A 16,738-nucleotide genomic window follows, 5' to 3' on the forward strand; every position below is an offset into this window, starting at 1 on the left:
GTTGGAAATGAAACAGTTCTATCTTCTATTTATCATTCTATTCACGATCGGCTCTCTTTCCGCCCAAGAATCAGGCGGAGCGGACAAAGGGAAAGAATCCCATGACGAAATTGAAAAATTAGACCAAGGATCTAATTTGGAAAAAAAACAAGCCAAGGAGATTTCCGAATCTTATCGTGAAAGGATTGTTAACGGATTAAAACTGCTCACGATCATCACTGCCAATTTCGGAGAAGATGTTCCCGATTCCAAAAATACTTTGGAAAAGATCAGAAAGGATTATCAAGTAGCTCTCCGTTATTATTACAGAAGGACTTATATCTTATCCGGAAAAGGGATCGTTCAGGTGGACAAGGATCTGAGTGATATACTTTCCAAGTTTGCAAAATCATTCGATGCCAAAACGCAAGCTCTACTGACCGAATGTGCCGATGCAATCAGCCAACAGGAACAAAGTCAATTGGTGGATGATTCAAAAGAGTCCGGAAAACAATCGAATGTATATGTTGATATTACCAGCAGCCAACAAAAATTAAAAATTGCATATTATCAATTAGGTTTGGCTACTGATATGGCGGAAAGCAAACGTTACTATCATTCTATCGTTCATTATCGCAATGCCAAGGATTATGGAATCAAAATTTTGACCGATCTGAAAGGAACGGAAGCGGACAAAAAAACGATCCAGGACAAATACGCGAAAGACTTAAGCGATAACCGAAATCTGATTTACGGTTCCGGTTCGTCCGCACAACCTAATTAATTAACTAAAGGTGAGCCAAGGTAATCACCTTGGCGGATCTCCGATTTGATTCGATTTATTTTTTTATTTTTCATTTCTTTTTCCCTTTTTTCTTTTCCCACCTATCAGGTAGTCATTGATCCGGGACATGGTGGGATTGCAAAAGACCCTACCAGCGAACACGGTGACAAGTATGATTCGATCACTATGGGTTATTTGGAAAAATACAAACAAGGAACGGAGTCAGGTAAGGTAACGGAAAGAGAAGTGGTTCTTGCACTTTCCAAAGAAGTAGAGGCAATACTTCGGCTTACGGAAACGGAAGAAGGTTGGATTAAATTTTCCTCCTACCTCGGTCAATTTTCTAAATCCAAAACATTTCCTAGAATCATCATCAAATCCGTTTTGACTCGAAAATCCAATTTCGATTCCGACCCTTCTTCTTCCGATCCCAATGCCCCATACAGGCTTTATGATTTTCCCGACCCCAAAACAGGCGTTAGAAAGAAAGGAAGAATTTCGTTTATCAACGACCAAAAACCCCATCTTGTACTTTCCCTTCATTTGAATCCTGCGGGTAAGGGGCAAACGGGGGGAATGGCAGCTGTACTTACTCCCGGTTATTCCACTTTCAATCTCTTAAAAGAAATTTCGGAAGGCAAAAGAAAACCTAAAGAATTTTTGAACAAACCCTGGTCCGACTGGATGGTGTTTGCCGGCAATTGGTCCAAATTGGAAAATGCGGTTGCGGATGCCTGGATTTATTTTCATGGATACTGGTCCGATCGTTCCGGAAAAAAAACGGAATTGGATAAATTCGAAGGATATCGCCAAAATATGGTTAGTTGGAAGTATGCGGATGAAAAAGGTTGGGAAGCCAAAGCAAATGCCAATGGAAAAGGTCCTTATTCCAAAACCCATTCCGGTTTCCGTCCCGAAGGAGCTTTTTTTGAAAGGGAAAAAAGTAAAAAGGAAACTTGGAGAAGAGAAGGGGGTCGAGAAGGTTTCGGTGGGGATAATTATTACGCAGCAAAAGAGCTGATGCGTTTTGTCCAATACGGACTCAGATTGCAATTGAAAGACGAGAAGGGGTATCCGGAGGTCGGCCCGATTCAAAATCCTTATATTTCGACTTATAGCCTGCCTACATATACAAATGCGATTTGCGCGTTTATCGAGATCGGTTACATCAATCGAAAAAGAGATATAAAGTATCTGACTGAAAATAAAAAAGAAACCGCAATCTCTCTTGCAGTCGGCATTTACTCCTTGTTTAGCGGTATCGAAGTTCGGAAATTTAAGAATATGCCGATTTTTCCGAAAGGTAAAAAAGTAAACTGGGATAGATACGGAGATTATTTTGAAGAGGTGGCAGCACCTTGAAAGAGAAAAATATTCTGGACGATCCCGTTTTTCCCGAACTCATCCTCGCTTATCAAAATTCCTTAAGATTCAGATACTCCCGCGAATCTTTGAACAAATATCCCGAATACAAAAACATAGATAGGGAATTGATCGACGGGTTGGTAAAATTTTTCATACAATTTCTATATCCTGAATATGAAGACAGAAAAAAACTCGATTCCGCATTTAATTCGTTAGCTGGTTTTATTCATCATCCTGCAAAACTCTGGGGGATTCTGGGGAATCTTGCAGCATCCATTTTCCGGTTCGGAAAACATTTTCCGCAAGCATTGAAAGCCGGAATCGCCGCATTACACTCGTATATAACCGCTCATAGTTTTGAAGAAGTACTATTGCAGGAAGCAAAGAAGGAATCAAGACTTGATTACTTTCTCCATACGGAAGAAGGATTCAAAAAGATCTTAGGTAGGATTTCACAAAAGGATGCGGATAGTTTTCGTAAAGACATCGGAAAATTACTTTCTCTTTTTGCGGATGAAATACTTGTAAATAAAATCATTCTGATTATGGAAGATGTACTGATTCGAATGGAGAAAAAGTTTAACATCTATACGGAAGAAGATAGAAAAGGAATCCAGTTGGGGATTTTGATTTTGGAAAGAGGGAAAGATTTATTTGAAAAGCTGAACCGGGAAGAGATGCTTGCGATCGTGCAAGCAATTGATGAAATAGAAAAAGATTACTTTATCGAAGCGAAGAGGAGTGCTGAAACGAACCCTTAGAGTTCTGTGGGTGGTACCGATGGCCGGAATCGAACCGGCATGATGTTGCCATCGGTGGATTTTGAATCCACTGCGTCTACCAATTCCACCACATCGGCGGTTTAGCTTTAATCCTCTGCTTCGATATATTTACCTTTTCCGCGGGCCACTATTTTGCCGATCTCATTTTCAATTTCAGCACGGTTTTCGATGATTTTTTTGTTTTTCTTAACAAACCATCCTCGAAGGTGAAGTGGCTCATTTACCTTGGCAGGTTGCAAAAACCGAATGGTCAATTCACCTGTTGTGGTTTCGAAATTCATCGCTTCGTTGATCTTCATCATGATCTCATCCAATATGGTAGAGATGATACCTGGGTGGATCTGATCCGGTAGTCCCTGGTACTTGTCGGGGCAGGTGTAGTCACCGAAGGCAGTTTTAGTGTCTTCGTCGAATGTGATTTTGAGCTGCAACCCGTCTGCGTTGTCCGGACTCGAGGCAAAGCTTAGATTTTTTTTGGCAACGGATTTCATGCCACCATAACACGCAAGAAAAACTCTGGTGTCAAGCATAAAACGTGCCAAATCAAGCCTAGGCCGATTCTGTGGGTTTTTAGGCGGAAATCGTGCTTTTCGCCTAAACACATACTCCTTTTTGGCACTTGCATCTTACTTAAATTCGTCTACAGGTTAGAGAAGTTTTCCGTTTTATCTGAAGCCTGAGTAAGCTTTACTCAATAATGGGTTCCGAAACCTCGAAAATAACTAATAAGGCCTTATTCAAATGATCACCACTCTTATGATGTTACTCGGACTTTCCGGCGCCGGTGCCGGATTGTACAATGTAATCAAAGAGCCTTCCCGGGGAAAAGAGAGAGAGGAGGAAGGTGGGGGAAGTAGTAGGCGGAGGAGAGAGAGAAAACGCGCACGCGAAGAAAGCGGAGAATCAGAGGATGGGGATGGATTGCCGGATGTTCCACCTCCTAAATGGGGAGGAAGGGGAAAAGAAGTACCGTTCCGTACACCGAAAGGTCCTACCGATAGAGAGCCAAAACTACCAAAGCCGGTAGAAAATGAATTACCTGAGTTAGGCGATGAAGAAGATAATGCCGGTTATCCGCCTGTTCCCGCTCCCAAAGGCAGATCCAGAGATAAAAATAAAAAAAAGGAAACCAAACCGCAATCTCTGGAAGATATCCCCTTAGGAGAGTTTGGTGAAGACGAAGACGATCCGATTCTTGCCGGGAATTTAAAGCAAAGAAAGGAAAAACCCGAACTTTCCTTTTCTGCCGATGATATCATTTCTAAAAACTCGAAATATTCCTTTCACAGAAGACCGCTTTTGAATGCGGAAGCATTGGTTGAATCGGACCATGTGGAAGAAGCGATTGAAATTTATACCAGAACCGGAGACAGAATCCCCGATCCGGAAATCAAAAGTAAGATCCAGAAAAATATTCGGGACTTGGAAGAATACATTGAGTTCGCAGGCGGAGAGCCAGTATTCGAGCCTGAAAAAGATCTGCCTTCCGGCAAAAGGGACGAACCGAAACCTCAAAAGGATTCCAAAAAAGAAAAGTTAGGTGATTCTAAAAATGCAGATTATCAGGATTTTGTTTCCGCGTTGAAACAAGTATCCGAGGTATTTGCGGAATCCATTGCGAAAGCAATTCAATATGCCCAAAACCTTCCTCCGGGAGGAGGGCCTGGACCCGGATCAAGTCAACAACCGTTCCAACCTCCGCCATCTTCCCCACAAACTCCTGTTAATAATAATCCCAATGCAATTGATTCTGATAAATTCACGCCCCAAAAACCAGGCAATGCGGAAACAAGAACACCAGAATCCGGAGGAGGGGGAAGGCAAGATGTTCCCTATACTCTTCCTCCTCCGGGAGCTGCAGGAGCGGATTTTTTACATCCGCTGGTGTATCAATTTTTAAAGGACGCACCTCCTCTTCCTGACTACTCTCATGTAGGAGAAAAGGAAGCAAAAGGGAATTATGAAAATCTACTTAAGTCCTTAAACCAAGGGCTGATGGCTCCTCCTTCCGTAGGAGGACCTATTGTTCTACCACCTAATTTTCCTATGGCGGGAGGAGCATCTCCCGGTACTCCTTCGATGGAAGGAGCAAGCCCGGCTGCGTCCGGAATCGTAGGTCCTTTCTATCTACCGAATCCAGGACAGATTCAATCCGATTTTCAGAATTTATCGGAAGCACTCTCGAAGGCTACCGAAGAAGTTGGAAATCTCGGTAACATCGCGGGTGGCATGGAATCTGCGTTAGGTGCCAGTGCCAAGTCTAAAGATTTGGGCGGACTTGATCTTCCCGATGATACTTTCTTCTCCAATGACTGGAAAAAGTTTAGAGATCTCCCATTGGTGGATCGCAGGTCGGGTAAGGAAAGAAGAGTCAATGCCGACAGAAGGGAAAAAGCGGGAAGAAAAGACCGTAGATCGGGCCTTGACAGAAGGCAAAGCGATAAGTTCAAGGAAAGAGAAGAGTATCTAAAAGATAAAGCCGTACAGAAATTAGAATCAGATGTAAAGAAGGCACAAAACCTTCCCAAGTCTTCGTTGAATGATTTACTCGCTCCTTACTTTCCCGCACTTCCTCAGAGACTGAACCTTCCTCCGGGAGATGATTTACGACCCAAACCTGAACCTACCGAGAAACTAGATCTTCCTGATCCTCTTACGAAGGAAGTACCAAAGGAAGAGGAGTGGATCGGGGACGAATCGGAATGGTTTGAAGAAACAACAAAGGCACTTCGTAAGGAAGTGGATCTGCCGGCTCCCGTGGATCCATATGATTATTCGAGCACGGCACCTAAGATCGGTTTACCGGATGCAATAGATCCCGCAAAGGCAAAATCGGAAACAGTAATCGAAACGGACGACCCTATCCAAGTGGAGTTGATGGGTGGTCCCACTCAAAAAGAAGAACTGAAAATCGGGCTTCCCGATCCGGATGAAGTTTATAGAGATAGACCTTTTAAAAAAGGAGAAGAGCCGGGGTCTTTTGAGGAAGGGGAAGAACCCGAACTAGATACGGAACCTCCCGAAATTGAAATCGTTGATGGAAATCTGGATGAGATCCCCGAAGCGACGGACACTCCGGATGAACTGGCGGAAAAAACGGAGGAAGAACCGGAAAAAATCATCCACGGGGTTTTGGAATTAAAACCCCCCGAAGCGGATGATGCACCTTTTCTTACACTTACTTATGATTTCGGAAAAATACCGCATGCTTTCCGTTTGTCGAAAAACTATTCGATTATGGAATATTCTTATTTTAAATACAAACCCATGTTGATGAAGGCTCAGGAATTTGCCCGAAGAAAAATGCTAAAGAACGCTTTGAACTACTATCGCGTGATCAAATCGCAAAATATTCCGCCAGAACTTCGTAAAATGATCAATAGAAACATCCGGGATATCACCGAGTTCATGGAAAAATTCCTAATGGCCAAAGGCGGTTAGGTGGATGTGACGAAGATGAGAGCGATAACAGGGCAGAAAGCCGAACTTATTGGAATAAAAATTCAATAAAACTCATCCCCGCTTTACAAAAAATAGGCGATGTGATAGATGGAAGCCATTGGGTGGCGGGTGGTTAACCCCACCCAGTTCGAATAGGGCGGGGATGGTATACCTTCGAATCCCTCCTTGGGTCATTTCCTGTCATCCCAAATAAAATAATTACGAAATTTTTCCTTCGCCAGGGATCGACCAGCGAAGCGAGCGTTGCCGCCTTAAGGAGAGCCCGGTCGGGACAACCGTTGGTTTCTTTGTTCGTATAACGAACAATAGGCGCCAAAAGGTTGCTGAAGTTTAGAAGCCGAAATAATATGTTTCGAGAGCGGGAAAAATGAAATGATTTTCATTTGACAAATTCAATTTTAGCATTTCTGTTGTAAGTAACTGAGAGGTATTTTCACCGATGAGACTGACCGCCTAATTCCAGGTAAACCGCTTGTTTTAAAATCTTTTCTTAAATTCCGGATGTTTACCTGGGTTTTGTTTTCCAAACCAAAGGGGCATCTTATGTTATCTCATCTTTCCTTTCATAATATTTCTTTCCGATTTCCCACAGCATCTTCTTATCTGATGCGGGATGTGAATCTTCATTTCCGAAACCAATGGACTGGCATCGTCGGTCGAAACGGTTCCGGTAAAACCACTCTCACCAAACTCATCACAGGCGAATTAAAGCCGGATTCAGGAGAAATCATCGGAAATAACGGAGTGGAGTATTACCCACAGGAACCTGTTTTAACTTACAATGCTTTGGAAGAATTTTTATACGATGATTCGAACGAATCGGGCTTTTGGAAAAGCAGGCTTGCCATTGGTTATGATTTTTTGGAAAGAATCGAGCACTTAAGTTACGGAGAGAAAAAAAGAGCTCTCTTGGCGATGGCTATTTTTCATAACCCCAAGATTTTGATTTTGGACGAACCGACCAATCATTTGGATAAAGAGAGCAGGGATCTGTTTGTCACTGCAATGTCCAAATACAAAGGGATCGGGATTTTGGTCAGCCACGACCGTGAACTTTTGGATGCTTGCGAATCCTGCGTTTTTATGGAGCCGCCTTTTGTGATTCAACGAATGGGAAATTATACCCAAGGGAATTTGGAAAAGAAAAGAGAGGAAGAAGAAGTTGCAAACGATTTGGATGCGATTCGAAAAACCAAAAAAAAATTGGAAAAGGAACTGAAGAGGAGAACGGAAGATGCACTTGTCGCGGATGGTAAGAGGTCGAAAAAAAGACTAGCCTTACACGATAGTGACGGTCGCGGTAGGATCGGGCTTGCCATTGTTTCCGGAAAAGATGGACAGGCGGGAAAATTAAAATCCCAACTGGAATCCAGGGTCGATCGGATCTACCAAAAAGAAACAGAAATTAGATTGAAACTTTCCAAAAAAGAAACGTTAGGTGCTAGCTGGGAGACAGGGTATTCCAAGAAGGATTTTTTATTTCTCAAGGATGCGGGTGAATTGGATTTCGGATATTTGAAGCTTTCTTCCGGAAATTTGTCCATAACCCCAAAATCCAAAATCGTTTTAACCGGTGCCAACGGTTCCGGCAAATCCAGTTTTCTGAAGTGGCTTTCTTCCCATCTAAATCTAACAAATGATAAAGTATTTTATCTCCCTCAGGAATTAACAAACCAAAACAAAAACGAAATCGACCTTTCCTGGAAAAATACGGATACGAAAAATAAGGGGGAGATTCTCTCCGTCATTCATCGTTTGGGGACGGATCCGGAAAGAATTTTGGAATCGAAAGAGTTCAGTCCGGGAGAATGGAAAAAACTTTCTTTCGCTATGGCGGTCGGTAGTAGGCCGGAGCTCTTGATTCTGGACGAACCAACCAATCATTTGGATCTGGTTTCGATCGAAGTTTTGGAATCGATTTTGATTTCCATTCATTCGGCGATTTTGCTCGTAAGTCATGACATTCGGTTTTTAGAAAGACTTTCCTTTCTGGAATGGAAAATTCAAGATGGGAAATTGTATTCCAATGCCAATACAACATTTTACTAGTCTTTCTTTACACGATATCAGTTCGCTTTTATCGGACAATTTATGGGAGGAGAGAAAAAGGTATCCTCTCAAAGCTCCGACAGTAATCATTCCTAACCTAAACATGCGTAGGTGGTTGGATCTGAATTTGGCAAGAATCGGAGGACTGTCAACGCAAGTAAGGTATCAGTTTTTAGAAAGGTTTTTTGAAGAGTACTATTTGGGTCGCGCAGGGAAGGAATATGATCCTTTGGTTCGTACATTTCCGGGCCCAGGAAACATTCAAAAAAAAATTCTGTCCTATCTTGTTCGTAATAAAGAAAAGGAAGAATTCGTTTTTTTATCATCTTATCTGACAAACATTCCCAGGGTATTTTCCCTAAGTGCAAAACTTGCATTGCTCTTTCGGGACTATGAATTGAATCGTTCCGGATGGATTGAGGAATGGGCGAAAGAAAACGGAATAGAAATTCCTTCCGTATCCAAGAAAAAGTCGAAGTTTCCACATGACAATGATTATCTGAGAATGGAAAAGAAAATCTATCAGGATATATTTTTAGATCCTTCCCTTTCGGATGAAAACTTGCAATCTTCGATTCATTTTTTCCTGAAGGAATCGAAGAAAAAAAAAGGAAATTTCAAAAGCGAATTTTCTTCCGTTCATTTGTTCTGTCTTTCCAATCTTGCGGATACATATTTGGGTATTTTGGAATCCATTTCGGAAACGGATGATTTCCCGGTTTATATCTACCAGTTTCATAACGGGTTTTCGCATATTCCCAAAGATAGTTTAATCCCCGTTCATTGGTCAAGACCTCAGGTCCAAACACATTCCCGCATTAGGAATATGGGTAAATTCTCCCAAAAGGATATTACTCCGAAACAGACATACCCGGAAGGTCTGGGAGCATTGAGAAAATTATTGTCGGGACAATTGAAGGAACCGTACTCTTTGTCCGGTAATTCCCGGACAGACGATTTTTCGGTGCGTTTTTGGAATGCTCCTTCCGCATTTCGGGAAATGGAAGCGGTAGCAAATGATATTTTATTCAAATTGAACCGGGACCCCGGACTTTCCTATGTGGATTTCGCAATCCTATTGACGGATATCAAAACCTACAGACCGACAGTAGAATGGGTGTTTGACGGAGGACTCCTCATCCAAAGTTCGGAAACCTCGGAACCGATCCGGAAAAAAATTCCATACTCACTAACCGATATTAAAGCGAGTGATTCTTCCTATCTTTATCAAGGTTGTATGGGCTTTTGGGATTTATGTTCCGGTATGGGAATTACGAAAGATTCCTTTTTATCTTTGCTTCATAATCCTTTGTTTCTCTCTAAATTGAATATCGATAATGAAACTCTTCTAAGACTGGAAGAGTTAGTTGAACTAACGGGTGTTCAGTATGAAGAGAAGGGCAGGGAAGAAGAAGGGTTTCAAATATCCAGGGGGCTACGCAGGATTCGTTTGTCCGCAGTTTTGGATTCCGATTCTTCCTGGAAAAATTACGAAGAGATACTTTTGCCCATGGAATCGGAAGAAGATCCTGTTATCCTGACCGAAATTTGGGAACTTGTTTTTCAAACAAGAAACAGACTACAATTGATTTTGGAGAAAGGATATTGGGGAAAGGATGAGTTTTTGGCAATCCGTGAGATATTGGAATCCTTATTCGATCTTTCGGAAGAAACGGGAGAATTGCATTTGTTTCATTCCTTATTGGAATCGATGTCCGAGTGGGAAGGATTGGAAAATTTATCGGAAAAGGACGGCATTCAATTTCTTCGGTTTGTCACGGAACAGTCGTTTGATAAAATCCCTTACCGTAAGGGAGATTATCTGACGGGTGGAGTGACTATTTTCCTTTTGCAGCCTATGAGGCCCATTCCCTTTAAACATGTTTATATACTCGGACTCGGAGAAGGAAAATTTCCGGGCTCAAAAGATCTCTCTCCTTTGAATTTAAGAAAAGATGTTCCCGAAGAATGGGATATCAACCGTAAGGAAGTGGGCGAGTCTTTGTTTTGGGAGTCATTGCATTCCGCAGGTGAATCGATTACTCTAAGTTATGTGGGGAAAAACATACAGGAAGACAAATCGTTCGAACCTTGTTCGAGCCTTTACGAGATAATGTTCGGTTTGGGTATTGAAACCGCAACGGAGATTCCGCTCCATTCTTACAGTAAACTTTATACTCATAAGGAAGATGAATTGAAACAAGGTTTGCTTAGCTTTGATTTTTCAAAACACTGGCTTTCTCTGGATAGAAAGGCTCATCCATTACTTTCCCGTTTCCAGGATCCGTCTTCTTTGGAAACCATTTCCAAGCTCACTTCTTCCCGAATCATCCACTTGAAAGAAATTTCCCAATTCCTGGAAGATCCTCTTTCCGCATACCTAAGCAAAAGAATGGGGATGTATTTAAACGAAGAGGAAACCGATAGAGAGATTGGAGAAATGTTCACCATACAAGAGCTTGGTGAATCTATGATCTTGAAATCAATTTATGAACATATGATTCCCGATTTGGTAGTAGAAGGGGATTGGCCTTGGAATGAAGATCGTTTGAAGGAACTGCTTTCCGGTGAAATAAAAAAGGAAAAATCGAGGGCGAAGTTTCCGCAATCCGTTTATGCGGAAGTGAAAGAAGTGGAATTGTTGCGGTTTCTTTCTATCACGAATGAAATATTTAAAACATGGAACTCCGAATTTGCAGGAGGAACTTATCATCGTTTTTTCAGCTTAGGTGATACGGGACTTTCCGAGACGGTATGTAAAAAGATTCCTTCTTTGAAAATAGGTGCGGAGGAAATCGTAGGCGAATGGGAACATATAATTGAAAAGAACGGAATCTATTTTTGGATTTTACCAAAACTTTTGGACAAAGATCCGGAAGTGGATTGGAACGGGTTCACTGATTATTGGAAAAAAATGAGTTTTCCTTTTTTGAGTTCTTTAGCCGTTCTTAGTTCGGAGGTATCAGATTTTCGAATCTATTCTTTTCGTTCCAGACCTAAAGGAGATCCTAAGAAAAAAGGGGAAGACCTTTTTACTCTTCGTTATAAGACAAAAGATAAAAAGGAAAATCTTTCTTATCTTTCCAAACTCATTTCTCTTTATCAGAAAGAGGAGCCTTATTTTTTTCCAAGGTACGCATTTTTAGAATATTATGTAAGCGTGGAAAAAGCTTCCGGCAAAAATCCCAATCTTCCCAACCTAACCGAAGTTTACGAAGATGAAGTTTCCTGGAAAAGATATTTGAACGAAGAGGTAGATGCGATTCAATCCGGTTTGGATTCTCTCGTTCGTTTGTATCCTGACTTGCATTCGATGATTTTGGAATCTTCCCTCGGTTTTGCAAAAGATTTTTATCAACCTTTTCTGGATTGGAGAATTCATTTATGAGCCTTCGTCCGTTTCCGTTGCAGCATAGTTTTATCGAAGCTTCCGCGGGAAGCGGTAAAACTTATACGATCATGGAGATTGTTTCCGATCTGATCCAATTTCATCATATCCCGCTTTCAAAAATTCTAATCCTTACTTATACGGAAAAAGCGGCGGGGGAACTCAAAGAGAGACTGAGAAAAAAACTCGTCCAGGAAAAATTAACGAACGAACTTCGGGATTTGGATTCAACGACTATTTCCACAATCCACGGATTTTGCAATATGGTTTTGGGAGAATACCCGATTGAAACGGAAACTTTCGATCATTTCAAAATCACGGATGTTAAGTCAAAGGCAAAACTTTTGTTATATGATCTTCAGCACAATCTTTGGAACGGCCTGATTGAAAAGGAAAAACTCGCCAAGTTGCTTTCCGAATCCAATTTTTTCAAATCTGTGGATAAGATTCTTTTTTCAGTAGAAAAATTATTAAGCGGAAAATCTTACCCTTATAAAATGGAAGAATGGAATTCGGAAAATTTCAAACAGAATACCGCAATACTAATTGCGGAAAATCTTAAAGAAGAATTTAAAACAGGCGAGTGGATGAGTTATGATCAAATGGTTCTGAAACTAAGGGACTCTTTGCGAACGAATCCGCATTTGAAAGAAGCGCTCAGTGAAAGATACCAAGTCGGAATCATCGATGAGTTTCAGGATACGGATGCAGGTCAGTATGAAATCTTTTCCTCTTTGTTTTTGGAAAAAGAAAATCAGGCATTGTATTTGATTGGAGATCCCAAACAGTCCATTTACGGATTTAGAGGAATTGATTTGGGCACTTATTTGGGGGCCAAACAAGAGTTAATTAAAAATGGAGCAAGATTGTTTCATTTGGAATACAATTTCCGATCCGTTCCCGAATTGATTTCGGCTTATAATAAAATCATCGGTCATTTTTTTCCCATAGAGGAAATTGAAGAGAAGGTGGATTATATTCCTGTCCTTGTACCCGAAGAAACTTCTTTGAAGACAAAAAAATCTCCCGAGGATACTGAGGATTCGATTCATATTCTAAGACTTTCCGAAAATAAACTCAGTATCGGCGAAGCAAGGGATTTGTGGATCGACTGTATTGCAGCCGAAATCGATGGAATATTGAATTCCGGAAAAGCACTCTCTTATATTGAAAACGAAAAAAAGAAAATAATCGGACCGAAGGATATATCCGTCCTTGTGGACTCCAGAAGAAATGGGATCTTGGTCGGTCAAGCATTGAAGGAGAGGGGAATTCCATTCACTCTTTACAAACAACAGGGAATCTATCAATCGGAAGAGTCGATTCAGATTCAAAATATTTTGGAATGTTTGCTGGATCCGAATAAACCTTCCTCGTATCGAAAAATACTTTTAAGTGATATTTTTAAAATTCATCCGAAATATCTTGCTTCGTTCGACGAACACTCGATAGATTCTTATGAAAAAACAATGCTGAACCGATGGAAGGTGCTTGCAACGGAAAGAAAGTTCGCGGAACTATTCCGTTCCATCGAAGAAGACAGTCGGATTTTACTCAACGAAGAAGAAACGGATATCATTTGGGAAAGAAAGAGAACCAATTATAGACAGATTTTCCGAAAATTACTTCAATTCCAAATCGCCAAACAAGTTGGGCTGGAGGAAGTTTTGAAAGAATTGGTTCGGCTCGGAGAGGAAAAGACAAACGAAGAAGAACTTCCGTTATATGAAAAAGAAACGGAAAAGGATGCAGTCCAGATCCTGACATTGCACGCATCCAAAGGTTTGGAGTGGCCGATCGTTTTTTTATTTCATCTGAAAGGTTATCTGAATTCGTATCATAATTCCAGCTATAGTTATTCGATCGCTGAAAATGGAAAAAGAATACACCAATTGGATCTTTGGAATGCGGATAATAAAACTTATCTCAGTCAACTGGTCAGAGAAGACAAACGACTGTTTTACGTTGGAATGACTAGGCCGAAATACAGATTGTATCTACCTTATTTTGAAACCTCTTCCAATTCCCCTTATAAAAATTTCGTTCACGCCGCACTGACACAAAGTATAGGGACGAAAGGGATCGGTTTTCGTGACTATATTCCTCGTCTGAAATTGGAGAAAAAATCCCAAAGATTTTTTCCCGAAGAAGATACAGGTAAGCCTCTTTATTTTCAGGGAGACAACCTTCGGAAAACGATAGAAATCAACAGTTACTCCTCTTTGCGTGCAAAAGAGGAGAAGGAAAAAGTTTTTCTATTCAATGACTCCGATTCGAAAAAAAAATCGGACGATGAGAAAAAAAATATAAATGAAATAGCAGATTTATTACCTTCATCAGCTAATACCGGTTCGTATTTACACTCTCTTTTGGAAACTTCCGATTTTTCCTGGTTTATGGTTCCCGATCCGTCCGATTTGTATAAGAACGAAAAACTAAGAAACAAAATCGACTATCATTTGGACCGGTTCGGGCTGATTTCCGATAAACCGGAGTATGAAAGAAGAACCATGGAAATTATATGGAATTCTTTGAATGCGGAAATGGGAGCCGATCGTTTTCGATTGGCGGAATTGTCAAAGGAGGACAGGGTTGCCGAAATGGACTTTCATTTGTATTTGGATCACCCTAAATACAAATCTCTTCCCCAAGGTCCCGGCAATTTTCTAAAGGGTTCGATTGATCTAGTATTTTCCTTTAAAGGGAAGTTTTATCTGGCGGATTATAAATCAAATTTACTTTCCGATTATTCTTCTTCTCATTTGGAAGATGTGATTTCAGATCCGGAGAGCAGATATGATTTACAAAGAGATATCTACGCGCTGGTTTTAGCCGAGTATTTGAAACATATATACGGTGAAAACGACGCTTTATCCAAATTAGGCGGTGTGTATTATTTTTTTCTCAGAGGTATGAAAGTCGGAAAGCAGGATGGAATTTATTTCGATGGAGATTGGAACGAGGAAAGATTGATTAAAATTCAATCCGAAGTCCAAAGGCTGACCGGAGAGGAGAGCCTTTCATGAAAAATTTTGTGTCCAGGTTGAAAGAAGATTTGGAAAAATTGAAACATAACTCTAGTTATGTGGCAGAGAGGGAGCAATCTTTATTCGGGTCTACTGAATTGGAAAACATTTTAACGGAACTATGGCTTTCGGAAGAAGAAGGAAACCTGTGCATTCCCATAAAAAAGGAGTGGGAAAGTCTTTTAAAATCCAAACCGGAAGGTTTGATCCTCGAAACGAAAGGAAAAGAAAAATTACTATATTTTGAGAAAACATTTAAAGCGAAGAAAGCTTTGGAAGAAAAATTAAAGGAGCGGTTGGCGTTTGTCTCCAAAACAAAGTTAGATGAAGATAGGATATCTGCCTTTTTGGAAAAATCCGAAGGAAAACCAGATGCGATTCATTTGAAAGAAGGCCAAAAGGATGCTATCTTTGCAACAATCAGAAACCCCTTCCAAATCATAAGCGGGGGACCGGGAACAGGCAAAACGACTGTCGTTGCCTATATACTTGCCATCTTAAAAGAATTGGGGATGCTACCGGAGGGGGATCGAATCGCTTTGGCTGCTCCGACAGGTAGGGCGGCACAAAGGCTAACCGAATCCATTCGTGAAAATCTAAATAAAATCAATTCGGCAAAAGATGATTTTTTGCGTGGGCAAACAATTCATAGCTTACTCGCTTACAAACACTACTTAGGCGGATTTTATTATAACAAAGACCGTTATTTGCCGCACGACCTTATCATAGTCGATGAAGTGTCTATGGTGGATTTAAAATTGATGCGTTCTCTTTTGGAAGCGTTGCCTAATCCGAAACAAAAACCGATCCGACTTATTTTGATAGGGGATCCTAATCAATTGCCTTCCGTAGATAAGGGAGCGGTGCTCGGCGATTTTTTATCCGTATTGGAAGAGAAGGGAAAGTTCATTTCTAAACTAACGGAGAGTAATCGACAGAAGGTTGGAAAAAACGGGGAAACATCCAAAATTATCGAACTTGCCGATTTTATTTTGAAAAACGAAAGCGCGGATTTGAAAAAAAACGTTTCGATCGGAAATGATTTGAAGAAGACGAATGAGATAGGGGAATCCGTTTCCTATCCAAGCGAAGTAGTTTGGTTTCAATCTAAAAACGGTTCTTCCAATCAATCCAGGGATGAAATCCTTTTGCAAGTTTGGAAACAGTATTTATTTCCTCAGGTAAAAAGAATTTCGGAATGGAAGATAAAAAATCATACCGAGATCAAAGAAAAATCCTTATATGATAAGTTTTCTCTTGAGTTGAAAAAGTTCCGGTGTTTGACTACATTCCGATCCGGTTATTGGGGAGTCGAAGGGATTCAGGAAAAACTTGCTTCGCTTGCTCAATTGGAATTAAGGTCGCAGACTAAAAATATTTCTGATTCTATTTATAAAAAACACCTCGCAGAACGATTGTACTATTCCGGATTGCCTTTGCTTATAACCGAGAATGATCGGAATAGAAAACTATTCAATGGAGATATCGGACTCGTTATGAAACTGGGAGAAGAGCTGAGAGCGGTTTTTCCGATTGATAATGAACTGTATCATTTCGCATTGGACACTCTTCCCAAACATGAGGCGGCTTACGTACTTACCGTTCATAAAAGTCAAGGTTCCGAATACGATACCGTTTTCTTTTATTTGCCGGACCGTTTGGATACGGATCCCAATGAAAAGGCGAACCGGCTTTTAAACCGACATATTCTTTATACGGGATTAACACGCGCTAAAGAACAAGTGATACTCGCAGGCAATACCGCCTCTTGGGATTTTGGAATAAAAAATACTACAGAAAGGCTTACCGGGTTTCAGATATAGATTTTTATTTGATAAGGAATTCATTGTCTTTTTTCAACGGAACGTCGGTTTTATTGCATAAGAATTTCGCAAATCGGTTT

The 16,738-nt window shown here is 40.8% G+C and carries 9 protein-coding genes and 1 tRNA gene; 8 read left to right on the forward strand and 2 right to left on the reverse strand.

The genetic code is table 11. From position 1 onward, the window contains the following. Positions 1-7: 7 nt before the first annotated feature. From DI077_RS06525 to DI077_RS06535, 3 genes are read left to right on the forward strand one after another with little or no spacing between them, the layout of a single operon-like run. Complete coding sequence (locus DI077_RS06525) at positions 8-763, forward strand: hypothetical protein (RefSeq protein WP_109018990.1); 756 nt, start codon at positions 8-10, stop codon at positions 761-763. A 45-nt stretch (positions 764-808) separates the two neighbouring features. Beyond that, complete coding sequence (locus DI077_RS06530) at positions 809-2,125, forward strand: N-acetylmuramoyl-L-alanine amidase (protein ID WP_242935391.1); 1,317 nt, start codon at positions 809-811, stop codon at positions 2,123-2,125. Next, positions 2,122-2,889 carry a hypothetical protein gene (locus DI077_RS06535; RefSeq protein WP_109018799.1) on the forward strand — a complete coding sequence of 256 codons (768 nt, stop codon included), beginning with the start codon at positions 2,122-2,124 and terminating at the stop codon, positions 2,887-2,889. The genes DI077_RS06530 and DI077_RS06535 overlap by 4 nt, the downstream gene beginning before the upstream one ends. Positions 2,890-2,900: 11 nt before the next feature. On the opposite strand, the gene DI077_RS06540 is transcribed toward DI077_RS06535, so the two are convergent. Both DI077_RS06540 and DI077_RS06545 read right to left on the reverse strand, forming a co-directional pair. Further along, positions 2,901-2,987 (reverse strand) — tRNA-Leu (locus DI077_RS06540). Positions 2,988-2,996: 9 nt separating this feature from the next. Next, a complete protein-coding gene (locus tag DI077_RS06545) occupies positions 2,997-3,401 on the reverse strand; it encodes a PaaI family thioesterase (RefSeq protein ID WP_109018800.1) in 405 nt (134 codons plus the stop codon). A gap of 250 nt (positions 3,402-3,651) precedes the next feature. Between DI077_RS06545 and DI077_RS06550 the strand changes: the two genes are divergently transcribed. From DI077_RS06550 to recD, 5 genes are all read left to right on the forward strand, one after another. Further along, positions 3,652-6,351 carry a hypothetical protein gene (locus tag DI077_RS06550; RefSeq protein WP_109018801.1) on the forward strand — a complete coding sequence of 900 codons (2,700 nt, stop codon included), beginning with the start codon at positions 3,652-3,654 and terminating at the stop codon, positions 6,349-6,351. A 564-nt stretch (positions 6,352-6,915) separates the two neighbouring features. Beyond that, on the forward strand, positions 6,916-8,421 hold the full coding sequence (locus tag DI077_RS06555) for an ATP-binding cassette domain-containing protein (protein WP_167837079.1): 1,506 nt from the start codon (positions 6,916-6,918) through the stop codon (positions 8,419-8,421). Next, positions 8,399-11,809 carry an exodeoxyribonuclease V subunit gamma gene (locus tag DI077_RS06560; RefSeq protein ID WP_109018803.1) on the forward strand — a complete coding sequence of 1,137 codons (3,411 nt, stop codon included), beginning with the start codon at positions 8,399-8,401 and terminating at the stop codon, positions 11,807-11,809. The genes DI077_RS06555 and DI077_RS06560 overlap by 23 nt, the downstream gene beginning before the upstream one ends. Then, positions 11,806-14,835 (forward strand): UvrD-helicase domain-containing protein, encoded by a 3,030-nt coding sequence (locus DI077_RS06565; RefSeq protein ID WP_109018804.1) that lies wholly within the window; start codon positions 11,806-11,808, stop codon positions 14,833-14,835. The genes DI077_RS06560 and DI077_RS06565 overlap by 4 nt, the downstream gene beginning before the upstream one ends. Then, positions 14,832-16,658, forward strand: coding sequence for an exodeoxyribonuclease V subunit alpha (recD, locus tag DI077_RS06570; protein WP_109018805.1), 1,827 nt, complete (start codon positions 14,832-14,834; stop codon positions 16,656-16,658). Before DI077_RS06565 ends, recD begins: the two co-directional genes overlap by 4 nt. Positions 16,659-16,738 lie beyond the last annotated feature (80 nt).

Source organism: Leptospira kobayashii, from assembly GCF_003114835.2.
GTDB classification, from domain to species: domain Bacteria; phylum Spirochaetota; class Leptospiria; order Leptospirales; family Leptospiraceae; genus Leptospira_A; species Leptospira_A kobayashii.